This is a genomic window from Phaeodactylibacter luteus, from assembly GCF_007993045.1.
GTDB classification, from domain to species: Bacteria; Bacteroidota; Bacteroidia; order Chitinophagales; family Saprospiraceae; genus Phaeodactylibacter; species Phaeodactylibacter luteus.
Genome location: NZ_VOOR01000017.1, coordinates 17,713 through 32,908, shown reverse-complemented (window position 1 = coordinate 32,908; position 15,196 = coordinate 17,713). Strand labels below are relative to the sequence as shown.

The 15,196-nt window shown below is 51.8% G+C and carries 13 protein-coding genes; 5 read left to right on the top strand and 8 right to left on the bottom strand.

Annotated features, from left to right (window positions below):
• Positions 1-30 precede the first annotated feature (30 nt).
• Complete coding sequence (gene zwf / locus FRY97_RS09780) at positions 31-1,536, bottom strand: glucose-6-phosphate dehydrogenase (protein ID WP_147167322.1); 1,506 nt, start codon at positions 1,534-1,536, stop codon at positions 31-33.
• A gap of 331 nt (positions 1,537-1,867) precedes the next feature.
• Between zwf and gndA the strand changes: the two genes are divergently transcribed.
• The 4 genes from gndA (at position 1,868) to FRY97_RS09760 (ending at position 5,524) form a co-directional block, all read left to right on the top strand.
• Complete coding sequence (gndA, locus tag FRY97_RS09775) at positions 1,868-3,280, top strand: NADP-dependent phosphogluconate dehydrogenase (protein ID WP_147167320.1); 1,413 nt, start codon at positions 1,868-1,870, stop codon at positions 3,278-3,280.
• A gap of 192 nt (positions 3,281-3,472) precedes the next feature.
• Entirely contained in the window at positions 3,473-4,345 is an 873-nt protein-coding gene (locus tag FRY97_RS09770) for a helix-turn-helix domain-containing protein (protein ID WP_147167318.1), read from the top strand.
• Between the two features lie 65 nt (positions 4,346-4,410).
• Entirely contained in the window at positions 4,411-4,983 is a 573-nt protein-coding gene (locus FRY97_RS09765; RefSeq protein ID WP_147167316.1) for a DUF1572 family protein, read from the top strand.
• Between the two features lie 202 nt (positions 4,984-5,185).
• A complete protein-coding gene (locus FRY97_RS09760; protein WP_147167314.1) occupies positions 5,186-5,524 on the top strand; it encodes an ArsR/SmtB family transcription factor in 339 nt (112 codons plus the stop codon).
• A 470-nt stretch (positions 5,525-5,994) separates the two neighbouring features.
• Here the strand turns inward: FRY97_RS09760 and porN are convergent, their stop codons facing one another.
• The 7 genes from porN to FRY97_RS09725 all read right to left on the bottom strand — a co-directional run bounded on the left by porN (position 5,995) and on the right by FRY97_RS09725 (position 14,063).
• Positions 5,995-6,861 carry a type IX secretion system ring subunit PorN/GldN gene (gene porN / locus FRY97_RS09755; protein WP_147167312.1) on the bottom strand — a complete coding sequence of 289 codons (867 nt, stop codon included), beginning with the start codon at positions 6,859-6,861 and terminating at the stop codon, positions 5,995-5,997.
• Between the two features lie 434 nt (positions 6,862-7,295).
• On the bottom strand, positions 7,296-8,921 hold the full coding sequence (porM, locus tag FRY97_RS09750; RefSeq protein ID WP_147167310.1) for a type IX secretion system motor protein PorM/GldM: 1,626 nt from the start codon (positions 8,919-8,921) through the stop codon (positions 7,296-7,298).
• 53 nt (positions 8,922-8,974) lie between these two features.
• Entirely contained in the window at positions 8,975-9,586 is a 612-nt protein-coding gene (locus tag FRY97_RS09745; protein WP_147167307.1) for a GldL-related protein, read from the bottom strand.
• A gap of 352 nt (positions 9,587-9,938) precedes the next feature.
• Positions 9,939-11,180, bottom strand: coding sequence for a T9SS ring complex lipoprotein PorK/GldK (porK, locus tag FRY97_RS09740; RefSeq protein WP_147167306.1), 1,242 nt, complete (start codon positions 11,178-11,180; stop codon positions 9,939-9,941).
• A gap of 250 nt (positions 11,181-11,430) precedes the next feature.
• On the bottom strand, positions 11,431-12,405 hold the full coding sequence (locus FRY97_RS09735) for a PorP/SprF family type IX secretion system membrane protein (RefSeq protein ID WP_147167304.1): 975 nt from the start codon (positions 12,403-12,405) through the stop codon (positions 11,431-11,433).
• A 286-nt stretch (positions 12,406-12,691) separates the two neighbouring features.
• Positions 12,692-13,156, bottom strand: coding sequence for an ankyrin repeat domain-containing protein (locus tag FRY97_RS09730; RefSeq protein ID WP_147167302.1), 465 nt, complete (start codon positions 13,154-13,156; stop codon positions 12,692-12,694).
• A 193-nt stretch (positions 13,157-13,349) separates the two neighbouring features.
• Positions 13,350-14,063: a LexA family transcriptional regulator gene (locus tag FRY97_RS09725; protein WP_147167300.1), complete on the bottom strand. Its 714-nt coding sequence runs from the start codon at positions 14,061-14,063 to the stop codon at positions 13,350-13,352.
• 131 nt (positions 14,064-14,194) lie between these two features.
• Between FRY97_RS09725 and FRY97_RS09720 the strand changes: the two genes are divergently transcribed.
• Positions 14,195-14,995, top strand: coding sequence for a glucosaminidase domain-containing protein (locus FRY97_RS09720; protein WP_170254572.1), 801 nt, complete (start codon positions 14,195-14,197; stop codon positions 14,993-14,995).
• Positions 14,996-15,196: the final 201 nt, after the last annotated feature.

Here is a 15,196-nt window from a genome sequence, read left to right as displayed (position 1 = left end):
CAATACCACCCAGCAGCTTCAGGTACCGGGCTAAAGTTCGCAAAAATTTTGGGAGTCTGTCAAATTACGGCAAGGGTTGCGCCAGCTCACCCGTTCCCCTTCAATGAGGGCATCTGCCACTTCCGGGCCCCATGTGCCTGCAGGATAACCGAACAGCTTTATGTTTTTGTCCTCTTTCCAAGCCTTGAGTATAGGGTCCACAAAACGCCAAGCCTCCTCCACGCTGTCCCCACGGGAGTAGAGGGTGGCATCGCCCTTCATGGCATCAAGGATGAGGCGCTCGTAAGCATCGGGCACATCGGCATCGGTGAGGTCTGAGTAATGGAAATCCATCTCTACGTTCTTTACAACAAAACCAGCGCCCGGCACCTTCATGCCAAATTGTAGCAACAGGCCCTCATCTGGCTGAATCCGGATGATGAGCTGATTGTTGACATTCATCATGTTCTCGTGGCTTTGGAACAAGTGATGGGGCGGCGATTTGAAGTAAACTACAACTTCTGTGGCTTTGGTCGGCAGCCGTTTGCCGGTCCGGATATAAAAGGGGACTCCCGCCCAGCGCCAGTTATCGATATAAAATTTCAGTGCCGCATAAGTTTCTGTCATCGAGCCTTCGGGGACGCCCTCTTCCTCCCGGTAACCTTTGAGCTCTTCCCCCCTTACCTTAGCTTCAAGATATTGGCCGCGCACTGCATATTGCGCTACCTCGCTCCGCTGAATAGGGCGGAGGGATTTGAACAACTTCAGCTTTTCCCCACGGATAGACTCAGCATCTGCATTGATAGGGGGCTCCATCGCAATGTGAGCGACAATCTGCAGCAGGTGGTTCTGTACCATATCCCGCAAAGCACCTGAGCTGTCATAATAGCCGCCGCGGCTTCCGACCCCAATATGCTCAGCAGAAGTGACTTCAATGTGATGGATATAGTTCCGGTTCCATAGCGGCTCGAATATGCCATTTGCAAACCGTGTGACGAGCAGGTTCTGCACCGTCTCCTTGCCGAGGTAATGGTCTATGCGATAGATAGCCTCTTCTGGGAAGTACTGCTGCAAGGAACGGTTGAGCTCGACAGCCGACTCCAGGTCATAGCCGAACGGCTTTTCAATAATCAGCCTCCTGACCTGCCCCTCCCCCGTTTTGTTCAGCCCTACCTTTGCCAGGAAAGCCGGTATCTTAGTGTAAAGGCTTGGAGGGGTGGAAAGGTAAAATAGGTAGTTGCCATCGGTCTGTTGTGCCCCGTCAAGTTCCGCCAAACGAGATTTGACCTTTTCATAGCCTTCGGGCTGAAGGGTATCAATCGGTTCATAGAAAAGTTTTTCGGCGAAAGCCGGATCTTTCTCCCCTTTGATAAACTCATTTTCGGCAAAAGCCTCTTTACGGAAGGCCTCATCCGAAAACTCAGTACGGCTCACGCCCAACAAAGCAAAGTGCTCAGGCAGCAGCTGCTCCCGGTGGAGCTCGTAAATTGCAGGGATCAGCTTGCGCTTCGCTAGGTCGCCAGAAGCACCGAAAATGACAAATACCTGAGCTTTCATAGTTGTTGGTTTTCCAGTCCGTAGCGCACCGGGCCCAGCAGTGAATTGTAGTGGGCGGCAAACTCCGCCGCCGCTCCGCTGTTCTATCCAAAGTGAGGGCGCCTGATGCCCAATACTGTTTTTTTTGTATACTTTAGAAAGTGCAGCAAGCCAGCTAAAGTTTGGCCAAAGCCAAGAATAATTAGCCAAGAGGCCTGCTCAGCCCCTTAAATTATTGAACCGCTAAAACCGGATTCGCGCCAGCGGTGCTTAACTTTACCGCTGAAGGCACCGGCCGGCTCTAGCATTAATCACTGCCGGGGGAAAGCCCCGGCAAAATCAGCAAAAAAGGATGAACCAACAATATGATTTCGGCATGATCGGCCTCGGCGTGATGGGGCGGAATTTTATCCTCAACGTTCTGGACCATGGCTTTTCTGCAGCAGGGCTGGACCTGAACCACGAACAGGTAGAGGCTTTGAAACAAGAAGCTGAAGGCAAAACGGTCTTGAGCACCTCAGATACTGCTGAGTTTGTGAAAGCCCTGAGCACTCCCCGGAAAATCATGCTTTTGGTGCCCGCTGGCAAAGCAGTGGATACAGTCATTGGTTCTCTCCTCCCCTACCTTCAAGAAGGGGACCTCATCATTGACGGCGGCAATACTTTTTTTACAGATACCGACCGCAGGTTCAACAGCCTTAAAGAAAAGGGCATCCGCTTCATGGGGATGGGCGTTTCAGGGGGGGCAGAAGGGGCCCGCCGTGGGCCTAGCATTATGCCGGGCGGCGACCCCGAGGCTTATGATATCGTAGCCCCAATACTGGAAGCTGTAGCCGCCAAAGCGAAAGGGGAGCCCTGCGTGGCCCACTTGGGCAACGGAGGGGCTGGCCATTATGTGAAAATGGTACACAATGGTATAGAGTATGGCCTGATGCAACTCCTGGCTGAGGCTTATGACATACTCAAGCACGGAGCTGAGCTGAGCAATGAGGCTTTGGCAGAAACTTTTGAGGCCTGGAACAACGGAGCACTGGAAAGCTTCCTCGTTGAAATCACTGCTGCTATTTTCCGTCAGCCAGATGCACTGTCGCAAGGGAGCCTCATTGATAGCATTCTGGACAAAGCCAAACAAAAAGGGACTGGGAAGTGGACCTCGCAAAATGCAATGGACCTCGGTATACCTGTGCCAACCATTGATGCTGCAGTCACTATGCGGGGGCTTTCTGCCCTCAAAGCAGACCGCGCAAATACTGCCCCCAAATACTCGCGCAGCATTGAACAGCTGCCTCTATTGGACAAAGAAGCTTTGATCAACCAAATGGGGGAAGCACTGCACTTCGCATTCCTCATGACTTATGCACAGGGCATGCACCTTCTGCATGAGGCCTCTTCGGCATACCAATTTGGGCTCAACCCCGAAACCATCGCCAAGATATGGAGGGGCGGGTGTATCATCCGGGCAGAAATCCTCGAAGATATGCGGCAAGCCTATCAGCAAGAGCCCAGCCTGGCCAACCTCGTCAATTCTGAAATATTCCGCAGCCCTCTGCTTTACGGACAACGGGCTGTGCGTGAGGTCCTTAGTGCAGCTCATCAACTTGGGCGCCCAATGCTCGCTATGGCTTCTACCCTGCACTATTTTGATGCCATCCGCGCAGAGCGCCTCCCCCTCAACCTGGTACAAGCACAGCGGGACTATTTTGGTTCACATACTTATGAGCGCACCGACCGAGAAGGCTCTTTTCATACCGAATGGGGGGCCTAGCCCGGGCGCATTTCTGGGGCCTGCCCCTGCCAGCGGGCAGGTGCCGCTATGCTCCGGGGCTCGCTGTCCGCTCGGCCCTATCGGGCGTACCCCCCTGCGCAGCGCTAGGCCAATGCCAGGCTAAAGGCCGGAAGACTTAAACGCCTGCGGCATTTTGATTTACGACCCCTGACACCCTAATATCCTATTGCGATGCAGCCCATTCCATATTTATTTGATGAGCAATCTTCTTTCCCTAGGATTGAAGTAGAGGGGCAGTTTTTGTTTATCGAATACCGGGCCTACCAAGCTTCCAGCCGGGTACAAACTTGGTCGGAGCAGCATTTCATCGTGCTTGTCCTGCAAGGGCATAAAGAAGTGACAGCAGGAAGCGGGCACTTCCCCCTCAAAGCAGACGAAGCGCTTTTCCTGAGAAAGGGCGCTTACCTGATGTCGGAAATACCTGAAGGCAGAGGGCTGTATCAGAGCACTCTTTTTTTTATGAGCGAAGCCTTCCTGAAACGTTTCGCACACCGGCACGCCGACTTGCTGCCCAAGCCCAATCAGGCTAGTGCTGCGCCGGCTATCCACCTTCCCGAATCTGCGCCGGTTGCACAGTTTTACCACGCGGTGCTCCCCTATTTCAACACCCCTCTGCCCGAAGCACGCCGCCGGGCGTTGTGCCTCAAGTTTGAGGAGCTCCTGCTCAACCTCATTGCGGAGCCTGCCAATGCCACTTTTGCGCTTTTCCTGAACGGGCTGCTGCAAGACAAGCCCGCCATCGCTTCCGTTATGGAACAAAACTACCGGCTCAACGTGCCACTCCATGTTTTTGCCCAGCTGAGCCAGCGGAGCCTGTCGGCGTTTAAGAGAGATTTTGCCGCGGCATTCTCCATGCCCCCGGGCCAATGGCTTAGGGTACGCCGGTTACAGCATGCCGCCCACCTCCTGCAGTCCACGCCCTTCCCGGTCAGCCAGATTTGCAGCGAGGCCGGGTTTGAATCGCTTTCCCACTTCAGCCGGGCCTTCCACCTCCACTTTGGAGCAACCCCCACAGCTTACCGGGCTGCTGCCCAAACAGAATGAGCTGCTCAGGCAAACTGCCATACCCTTTTTGAAGTAACTTAAGGGGCACAAAAACCCGTTGCCCAATGACAACTCCCCCACCCGAAGATAGCCGCCTCCTGAGCCTGCTGAAATTATTCCGCTATTATAAAAAACTAGGCGAACAAGCTATGGCTCAGGTCCCCGAGGCCGAGCTTTTCCAAACAATTGCCCCCGGAGCCAACTCGATTAGCATCATCGTGGGGCACCTGAATGGGAACATGCGCTCCAGATGGACCGACTTCCTCAATACTGATGGGGAGAAGGCCTGGCGGCAGCGCGACCAAGAGTTTGAAGAACAGTACAACAGCCGGGAGCAAATCCTGGAAGCCTGGGAAACTGGCTGGCAGTGCCTCTTCAGCGCTCTTGAGGGGCTGGACAGCCAAAGCCTTACCCAAACGGTCTACATCCGGGGGCAGGCACACTCGGTTGAAGGAGCCATACACCGCCAATTGGCACATTACAGTTATCACTGCGGGCAGATCGTACTGCTCGCAAAATGCGCTGCGGGAAACCATTGGACTTCCCTGAGCATCCCAAAAGGCGGCTCCGACGCCTTCAACCAACAGCGTTTTAACGCTCCGAGAGCCGAGGGCCACTATACGGATAACCTGAAATAAAATATAGAACAAATAATTATACATGAACACATGAAGAAATAAGGGTTTATGCCCCTATTACACATTTCATTTATGTGAATATTTTTTTACTTTTGTAGAGTAAAACCGATTTTACTGCGGGAGATTCAAGCCCCCAATACTTTTTGGCACGGTATTTGGCATTCACTATAACGAATTTCCTTAATATGTAAAATGCCAAGACATGAGAAAACAAAAGAACGAAAGCGTAACACTCAATCAGGGCGACCAAGATATCAAGCTCGATTATGCCGAGCTGCGCAAAGCCGTTTTAGTGCTCCGGGCGATCAACCATAAGCTTCGCCAACGGATCATTAACCTATTGGAGGAAAGCGACAGCATGACGGTGACAGATATCTATATCAAACTCCGCTTAGAACAATCTGTTGCTTCTCAGCACCTGGCGATTCTTCGCCGTGCGGGGGTTGTCGATACAGAACGGCAAGGCAAATTTATCAACTACTCTCTCAACCGTGACCGGCTGGCCCAAATTTCCCGCTTGGTCGATGAGCTAGCCTCCTGATTTTTTCCGGGGGCGCTGCTCTCCCCTTCAAACCGCTTGTAGCCTAGCCAAAAAGCACCTTGCTTTTTCAGGTACGCTGCCGTGCCAAAAACTATGGCTTATCATTGCCGGGCTTTTTCTGAATATTACTTGCTCTAGGCTCAACCCTATCTGATGTCAGGCTAGAATGCTCGATATGTGTGGCTATAGAGCTAGATGGGAGCCTACCTTCGGCTACCTTAGGCTTTCCCTGGAAGATCATGAGCGGGAAGAAAGAGCCTCGGTCTGCCACCACCATTCCTGTCAGCGCTCTTTGTTGTGCAGGCGTACCCCTTGGCAGGGAGCGCTTGTAAGCCTTATACTGGGCATCACACAAAAAAATCGGTACCGAATTCCTTCGATACCGATTTTTATATATGGTAAAAGTCAAAAGGCTGACCTGCTACTTGTGGGTAGGCATCCTGCTCAAGAGGAGCAAGCCTAAACACCTATCAGTAGGTCCACAAGTCGTGCTCAAAGTTGAAAATCTCTTGGCGGATTTGTTCTGACTGCATCAGCAGATCGACGCCAGAAAGGTAATCTTCAAGGCGGCGGTCGAACACGTTAGATTCTTTATAGATATAGCTGGAGAAGAACCTGGCCTCAAAAAGGTCTTCATAGCTCATCGGGCTGGAATCATTGGCAATGTTAAACACCCGCTCCCTGGCCAGTACCTCACGTGCTTCCGGATAATAAACCCAGAACATCGGAGCTTCGTACTTGAAGTTGCCGTTGTCATCAAACTCCTCCAAAAGAGGCGCGATACCCAAGATACGGACCTGAAGGCTGGAAGACTCTTCATCGAAGAACCACACCTCTTTTACGCGGAAGCGTTTCACATCGAGCGGGTTGACCTCATTCCGTACAATCTGGTATACCTCTTCGTACGTTTCCGGGTCTACCGTTGCGACGGTATCCACGCTAGCCCCCATAGAAGCGACCTCATCGGGGGTAAGGGGCACAGAAAACTTATCATCTTCAGTGCTATAGACGGTAATCTCGCCTGCTTCTGCTGCTTCCATAAGGATGGTAAAGAAGGGGCGCTCGGGGTAAGCGAAAGCCAAGTTCATTTTCTCACGTACATCAATGACGCGCCAGATACGCTTTTCCCAAAAGATGTCCGCTTCCCGGATATGGTCATAAGGTAGCACACGCTTTTCCAAGGTGAGCCGTTTTTCTACGATGTCATCGAGCGGCTTATCTGTGTTCATCTCGCCCGACTCGGTCATGATAATATTGTCCGGAGTTTGGGCCAAAGCGGGCCCGGCGAGGCAGAACATCAGCAAAGCAAAGCTGAAAAATCTCAGAGCGATCTTCATGGCTGAATGTTTGATTTGAATTTTTAAACGAGAATTTGACCACGGCCAGAGCAAAACTTGCCCCGGGAGAGCGAAAAATACCCTTTTTATAGGAAGAGGCGAAACAAACCCACCGATAACACTTCGGTGGACAGGGAGTTTGCCTCTTCGGGCATCAGGCAACACCACGTTAGCCCTTCGCACTGCCATTTGACCGCAAAAATTGGGAAAGGGAGGAGAAATTCTTGGGAATATATTCCGGCTGAAAAAGATGTGCAATTTTCTCACTCCGCCCTTTCTCAAATTATCTGCTTGAATAACGAGCAGAGCGCCGAGGCTATTTTGCCCGGGCGCAAATTTAAGGCACTGCCAGCAGCTTAAGTTGTGCAGCGGTGCCTTTTTCAGGCAAAGCAACTGCCAGGCTGCTCATTTGCAGCCCGGCAGTTGCCTGCATTTTATCTGATGTTGAACACCATCGAGTTGATGGGGCGCCCAACTTTATCACCTGGGCAACGCGCTTTCACGTCGTCGAAGTAATAGATATCGCCGGGCTTAGCCTGATTGACCAGACGGCGGGCCTGATCGTTGTAGCGCGCGCCGGAATTGACCACAGGGATTGGGTCTTGGCGAGAAGCTACATAAACGAGCTTGAAACCTTGGATTGTGCAGTTGGCATCGAAATCGAAGCCATCGAGGTAAGCGCCTACACCACCTTGTGCTTTGAACTCTCCGTTGCCCATAGCACCGCCGCTGCTCTTAGAAAGGCGAGCGACAGGATCCGGGATACGCTTAACGCGGAAGTCGAAAGTGGTTGAAGGCAGGCCTCCGCCAGAAAGGATGATCTTGGCGTCTCCGGGGCGGTCTGCGGTTACCATATACTTGCCAGAAGCCCGGTTGACCGGCTGAATGGTACAGCCAGAAGCCCGGACAGTGAGGTCGTTGGAAGAAACTCCGGATGCAGAGACAGAAATGGGGTTTTCCACACCGATGTAGAAAACGTTCATTTTATCTGCGGAAACGGTTGCGGAGCGCGTACCTACCTCGTATTCGTAAACGCTTTCGCCCTCCGACACTTCGCCAGTAAGCGGGTTGCGGACTTCCACTTTCAGCTGCAGCTGTTTGTTGCCCGTGGAGGTCGTACGAGTAGAGTACTCTGCTTTTCCATCTTCGCCAACCGGTATTTTAGAGCCGTTCACGAAGACGTTGATGTCGTCAGGGTTGATCTGAGAGCTGTAAGTACCAACTGAGATTTTCGCATTGAAGGGGTCCCCTTTGATCACGTAAGCTTTCTCTGCCTGAACAACCGGGAAGAAGGAGTCGAACTCGACTACACGCCCGCCGGCCAGCTCCGCCATACTATTGACGAGTGCAGCCTCAGAGCTTTTGGCATCAGACTGCATTTGGCTCAACAGGGGGAGAACTGCAGCAATCGGCATTTGGCGGAATTTGAAATCTGCCCAGCTCGCTTTGTCTGTACCTTTCCAAGTTTCGTCATCAATGCCGAAAGGCAGGTTGTTCGCGATGTTCTTGATCCGGTTTTCGATTTCCGGCTTTTTGAGGCCGAAAGTTTCTCCATGCTGATTGAGGAGATCGGTGTAAATTTTAACAAGGGCTTCCTTGGTCTTGAGGATTTCCGCCTTGAGCTCCTCGCCCCGGCCTTCGTCCACCAGCATCCGGGTAGTAACGTCCTTGTTCTTTTTGCCTTTAGGCACACGCTTACCATAGCTTTCGATATAGTCTTCCTCGTTTACTTCACCGTCTTTGTTGCCGGATTCGTCGATGAGGTCGTCACGTAGTGTATTAACGTATGCATTGAAGCTGCTGATGGTAGAGCGCACTTGGTCTACAGCAGGCTCGATAGGCTTGTATTTCAACTTTGATTCTTCGGCCAGGAGGTTTTTCAGCCCTGAAACGGTTTGCTCAAGCTGCGACTCTACGGTCGCTATACTGGCTTTGTTACCATCATCAAGGGTAAAGAACGCGTTCATCACCTCCGCCGATACGTTAAGGGCAAGCAGCGCGGTCAGCACCAGATACATGAGGTTGATCATGAGCTGCCGCGGTTCCTTAGGTATTGACATGCTAAATCGCTTTTAATTTGTCAGAAAATAGATACGCAAGTGTGGCATTCGGGCTAGCGGCCAGCATTAGACATGGCAGAGATTACATTGCCATATACATTATTGAGCTGATTGTAAGTGTTGTTCAGCTGCCCGATGTTTTGGTTCAGCGCAGAAAGCTGATCCTTGTACTGCTTGGTATCTTCCAGAGAGTCTGACAAGTCAGCCATCGCTTCGTTGAGCTTGGAGTAGAAGTTGCTCATGGCTTTGATCTGATCGCTTGTCCCAGAGAAGTCGACCTCTTGCAGAGCTTTGAGCGAAGAAAGGCTTTTCGACATCGTCTGCAGCTCTGCAAGCATACCGCCAAGCTGCTGTTCCACTACTTCCCCGTTCAGAGGCTGTGAGGCCGGAAGGTTGGAGCCGCCGCCAGCTGTAAGCGGCTGCAAGTTGGATCCATAATCGCTAAGGCCAGGGTAGAGCTTGTCCCAGTAGTAATCGGGCTCTGGCCCGATCAGGCCGAGGAAAAGGAAAATGAGGGCCTCAACAGAAAGCCCGATGATCAGCATTTCAGATGCACCTTCCCAGCTTTCCAGCTTAAAGAGCGCGCCCATCAATACTGTTGCTGCACCGATACCGATGAACAGGTTCTTAACGTACTTAAAACCTTTTGACTTCAAGAAACTCATCTTGTTCTCTTTTAAAGTTTGGTTATCAATAATTCTTTCTGATTAGGCCAGAGCCTGAATTGACAACTGCCTTCGCAGGTCCAATCCTATAATACAGGGGGCAAAAAAAGTTACACCCCATATTTTAAAAATTCCTCTTCCCCAATATTTGCCCTCTTTTTGCACTTCCCCACCACTACAGCATGGCCTGCGCATGCGCAGACTGCCGTATGCTTCTCTATTGAACAATGGAAAATTGGATGGGGAAAAGCGGGGATAGCGGCTAGTGTGTACAAAGAGGGGAGGGGGCTTTTGAAATACGGAAAAGGATGCAGCTTCGAACGCTGCATCCTTTTCCGAAAGGGCGTTTACATTAGAAGTCGTTGAGCGAGCGGCCCAAGAAAGACAAGGCGCAACGGAAGCCGATATAAGACTTGGTCGTATCTTGGTACTCCCAGTGGCGCGTGCCAGTCTGTAGGAAATGCGCTACATCCTTCCAAGAACCACCACGGATGACCTTGCGCTTGTAAGCTTCGGGGTCGTCATCCTTTGCATCATAGCGGATGTCAGGGTTCAAGTCGTGGAGGAAAGAGTAAGCGTTATCATAATAGGCCGTCACTGTCCACTCCGAAACGTTGCCTGCCATGTTATACAGGCCATAATCGTTCGGGAAGTAAGCATCAGCACGGACGGTATACTGCCCACCATCTTCAGGGTAGTTGCCACGCCCAGGCTTAAAGTTAGCTAAGAGGCACCCCTTGGAGTTGCGGGTGTAATAACCGCCCCAAGGGTAGGGCGCCAAGTCGTGGCCACCGCGGGCAGCGTACTCCCACTCGTGCTCTGTAGGCAGGCGGAAATCTTCTGTATTGATACCGTCGCCCCGCGTTTGCTGATAGGTATTCCATAGTTTGGTCCGCCAGTAAGCGAACGCATTGGCCATGTGCCAATCCACGCCAACTACAGGGTAATCATCAAAAGCCGGGTGCCAGAAGTAGTTCCGCGTCATCGGCTCGTTGTAAGAGTAAGAAAAGTCACGGATCCAAACCAGCGTATCAGGGTATACGTTGACCTTCTTGCGCTGAATGAAGGCGGTACGTGGTGACCGGCCGTGATCGTGCGCTGCGCGCTGCCAATCGTACCATTCATATTCAAATACCATTTTGCTGGCATCCAGCTCTTTCTTACCGGCAAAGCGGTCATCGCCCTGATAGTAAAGGTCTTCCAGCGTCTCATCCTGCCAGTCGATCTCATACTCCCAATCGATCAGCTCCTGTCCGTCAGCCGTTTCCACGTAGTGGTCCAGGTAAGAGTGAGCTAAAGAATCCCGGACCCAGTACACAAACTGTCGGTATTCATTATTGGTAATCTCGGTATCGTCCATGTAAAACCCGGCGATAGAGATAGCTTTCTGACGCTGCACGAACGTATTGCTCACGTCTTGGTCAGATGGGCCAATGTGTAATGTGCCAGAAGGCACATAAACCATACCATAAGGATTGATCCCTTTCCAGTCCGGGCGGTCTAATACCCCCACGAGCTGACCGTTTTCACTGCTGCCGCAGGACGCAGCAACAAACACTAGCAAGACTAGTGAAATCTTGATGAATTGTTTCATGTTAACACCCTTGTTTTCCTTCAGAATATAATAAGGTCTAGAAAAAGCAATCGTAAATATAGGCCGTTTGCACAGCTTATCAAAAATTAATTTCCTGATTACCCGGCTGGCTGACAGATTACGCAGTCTTGGGCCAACGGGCAGGACAGAAGTTTACAGGTGACACCACACCACCCGCACCGTAGTACTGAAAGGGTACAGCCGGCTTGCACAAGCCCTCCCCTCTTCTAAAATCAATGGACAAAATTCTTTATAAAGACCGGGGGTTGTAAATGATTTTCGGCGGCCGCCCGGTGCCCAGTGGCTTATTGAGGTCATACCGGAGCATGATTTCATGTGAGCCGTTGCTCACCTGTGCGATAGCAGAAACAGTAAGATCATAAGCATATGCCACTGTGATTTTTTCGCTGAGCTTGAACCCTGCGATCAAGGCAACTGCATCAAGGCTATTGCTATCATATCCTCTTAACGAAGCCCCTCCCATTATATTGTCGTTGTAGTGAAAAAGGAGGGCTAGGTCAGTTTGAGTCTGCACCACATCCGAACGGACCAACAGAGCAGGGTGGAAACTTAGCACGGTGCTGAGGTCGAAGTGCCCTTGTGCGGAAAAGAAGTAAACGCGCTCCAACTTCATGCTAAGCTCCTCGCTCAGCGGGGCAGTAGGCGCGGTCAGGTGGCGGACGGACAGCCCAGCCTCGAATTTTTCTGTGAGCAGGTAAGCGCCTGCCCCATAAGTCATGACATTGCCAGAAATCCCAGTTGATGGCAGGAGGTCGTCATTGTGGAAGATGATGCCCGGCTCACTGTACTCTCCATCCGGTGTGCGCAGCAATTCTCCATTCAAGGTGCGCTGCATCATCCCTGCACTGCCCCCGATAGAAAGGACTGCCCGCTGCCCTAGCCCCATTTGGTAATTGTACATTAGTGTAGCCGACGACCGCTGCTGTGCGCCGAGCTCGTCGTTCTCCAAGTTGATGCCAAAGCCGCTGCTAATGATGTTTAAAGGCAAGTGGAGCCCAATATTCTGGGTAACCGGGTTGCCTTCAAGCCCCTGCCATTGAGAACGATATGCCCCGGTCACGACCAGAGAGTTATCCATGCCTGCATAGGCAGGGTTCCAGTTGAGCTTGTTCATCATGAACAAACTGTACTGCGCTGGCTGCTGAGCGTAAGCGGCAGCCGCTAGAAAGAGGCAGGTCAGTAGGGTGGAAAAGGATTTTGTCATGGTCTGGCAGCTTGAATTTTTAATGGGGAAGGCGCGTAAGGGACGTACAGACTGAGCTTTAGCCCAAAGTACACCTCGTAAAGTAAAACAATCTTGCTACCGCACCAAGACCTTTGAAGCCTTTAAGCTTGGCATAAAAGACAATAAGCGGTTGCCTTAAGGCAGTTCCGCCAAAAGGAAGCAAGGCGTTTGATGCACGCAGCCAAACAAATGAACGGAAAAATACTGCCCCTGGTTCATGTAAGAGCGCCCTATCCAACTACAAGTCAGAGCCTTGACAAAGCAGCTAGCTTTCCAGTATTTTCACAGCCTGCGCATGATGGTTCATTTTGGCATAATCTAATGGGGTATGCCCTTTTGCATCCTTCACGTTTTTATCCGCCCCTGCAGCGAGCAGTAGCTGCACAAGCTCGGCATGCCCGTAATGGGCCGCAAAGGTCAGGGCTGTAAAGCCTTGGCCATTGGCTTGATGAACATCGGCGCCGTGGCTGAGCAGTAGCCGCGCCAAGCCCTCATGTCCTTTAAACACAACCCCCATAAGCGCAGTGTTGCCAGATGCATCCCGGATATTCACGTCGGCCCCATGCTGCAGCAGCACTTCGGCCAGCTCCTCATTGCCCAGGTAGGTCGCTAAGATAAGCGGTGGAAACCCCCGCCCGTCAGGCTGATTGGCCAAGCCAGGGTCTTTGCCCAGTATGCTGACGATCAAATCAAGGTCTCCTCCGCGGATAGCATCAATCAAATTAGCCATAATATTTTTTTGTATCGGCAGTAAGCGGCCCACTGACCGCCCTTGAATTCCAAATGCTAGAAAGGGGAAGCAGCAGAGCGCCGGTTCCCCTTTCCAGTTTTATAGTTTACAAATGCTTGTCGCTTTGCTACAAATATGCGCACTGCAAAACTATAATCAAAAGTGATAATCGCTATAACCACATAGTCAAAAACTATGCGATAGCGTAAGAGGTCAGCCGGCACTTTACCTTGAGCAACTGACGCACCTCTTCGAGCTCTACCTCATAAGGCTTATATACAGAGCTATTGTCGGAAATCAACCGGAGGCTCGATACCTCGTCTCCGTCCCTCACCTGCTGTATGCGCTTTGCGACAACGGTGTCCGTAACCACTACATAGACGTGGTTGTCCCTCAGGGGCGTCCCGCGCTCTACGGGGTCGCAAACCACGACGTCCCCATTGGTGATCGTCGGCATCATGCTGTCCCCACTGATTTCAAAAGCGATCAGCTGCCCTTCCAGGTTAGGGATGCTGAATTTGCTCAGGCTATCTAGGTATTTGCTGTCCTGATGCTCTAGCGCATACCCGGCTAACGCGCGGTCTGGCACGAGTGTGATGTTGTCGCGAGGCCCGGATTGACGTTCGCCCATAGCACGCACCGGTATATCGCCGGGGAGCCCGTCCGGGAACATCTCATCAGACAAGCCAAAGAGGTAGTTGGCGTTCACGCTGTAGCTCTCAAAAAGCCGGTACAATTGGTCTACTGTTATGTTCCGTTGCCCTTTGAGGATGCTGTTGATCACATGATTGTACGTGCCCAAGTGCTTGGCAATATCCGATTTGCCCTTGATGAGCCCAATCTGCTCCAGCTCTTTGTACACTATGTTAAAGCGCTGATTTACAATATGGTCTGAAAAATCCGCCATTTTAAACAAAAATGTTTTTAAAATTACTTGCCTGTAAACAACTATTTGTTTTATATTTGTTCCAGACAACAACCAAAGTCATTCATTTCACCGATAAACATACAAAAGGTTTCGGTCAAATCCTAATTGTTATGCCTAGCTACACCAATACGCACTATAAAGTGAAGCACCGGAGCACCTTTCAAACTGCCCCGCAGGCCAACCGGTCAGAACAGCGCCCGCGCAAGGCCCCCCGCACTTCAGGGCCAGACTGGGAGCTTATCCTGGAACGCCTCGCCCATGGCCTACAAAAAATGAGTGTAGCGCTACGGTACCGCTTCCATCAGATTACCGGAGGCCAGCTGGAAGGGTTTTCCCTGCCCTGGTTCAAAATCGCCCTCGCTGCTGTCGCCTTTTTTATACTGACCCGCAAAAACATACAGTTTTCTGTCAATATGCAAGCACCAGCAGTCAGCATTTCCGATGACCGGGAAAGCCGTTCGGAGGCCACACAGATGGGCCTTTCTTCCCCCGTCGCCCTCCACTCTGCTCCTGCTGCCGCCTTGCCGAAGCTGCCTTCTGCAGACGCCGTGGGTGCATATATCGAGCGCTTTGGCAAAGTCGCCCAATCTGAACAAGAGAAATACGGCATACCTGCCAGCATAAAAATGGGCTGGGCCATCCTCTGCAGCTCAGCCGGGTCCTCCCCTGATGCATCCCAAAACAATAGCCATTTTGGCGAGAGCATGGGCAGCCAAACATTCGCCAGCGCATGGGAAAATTGGCGGGCCCACTCTTTGTGGCTAACCCGCAACTACCCTCAGCTTTTCCAACAAGACACCAACTACAAAGGATGGGCTAGGGCTATCGAACGCTCCGGGGCTGCCCCGGCCGGCTTTGGCCAACAGTTACTCGGCGTAATTGACCGCTACCAGCTTTACCAGCTCGATTAAGCTTAAGCGCTGTGTACGGGAACAGCCAAACAGCTACCTCTGCTGAGCAGCCGGCTGCACCATCTGGGCGCAAACCAAAACCCTGCAGGCTCTAGCGCTATGATGGCACCGGCCTAGCGCTGCGGAGGGGTGGTAAGCCCGATAGGGCCGAGCGAGGAGCGAGCCCCGCAGCATAGCGGCACCTGCTGTTAGGCAGGGGCA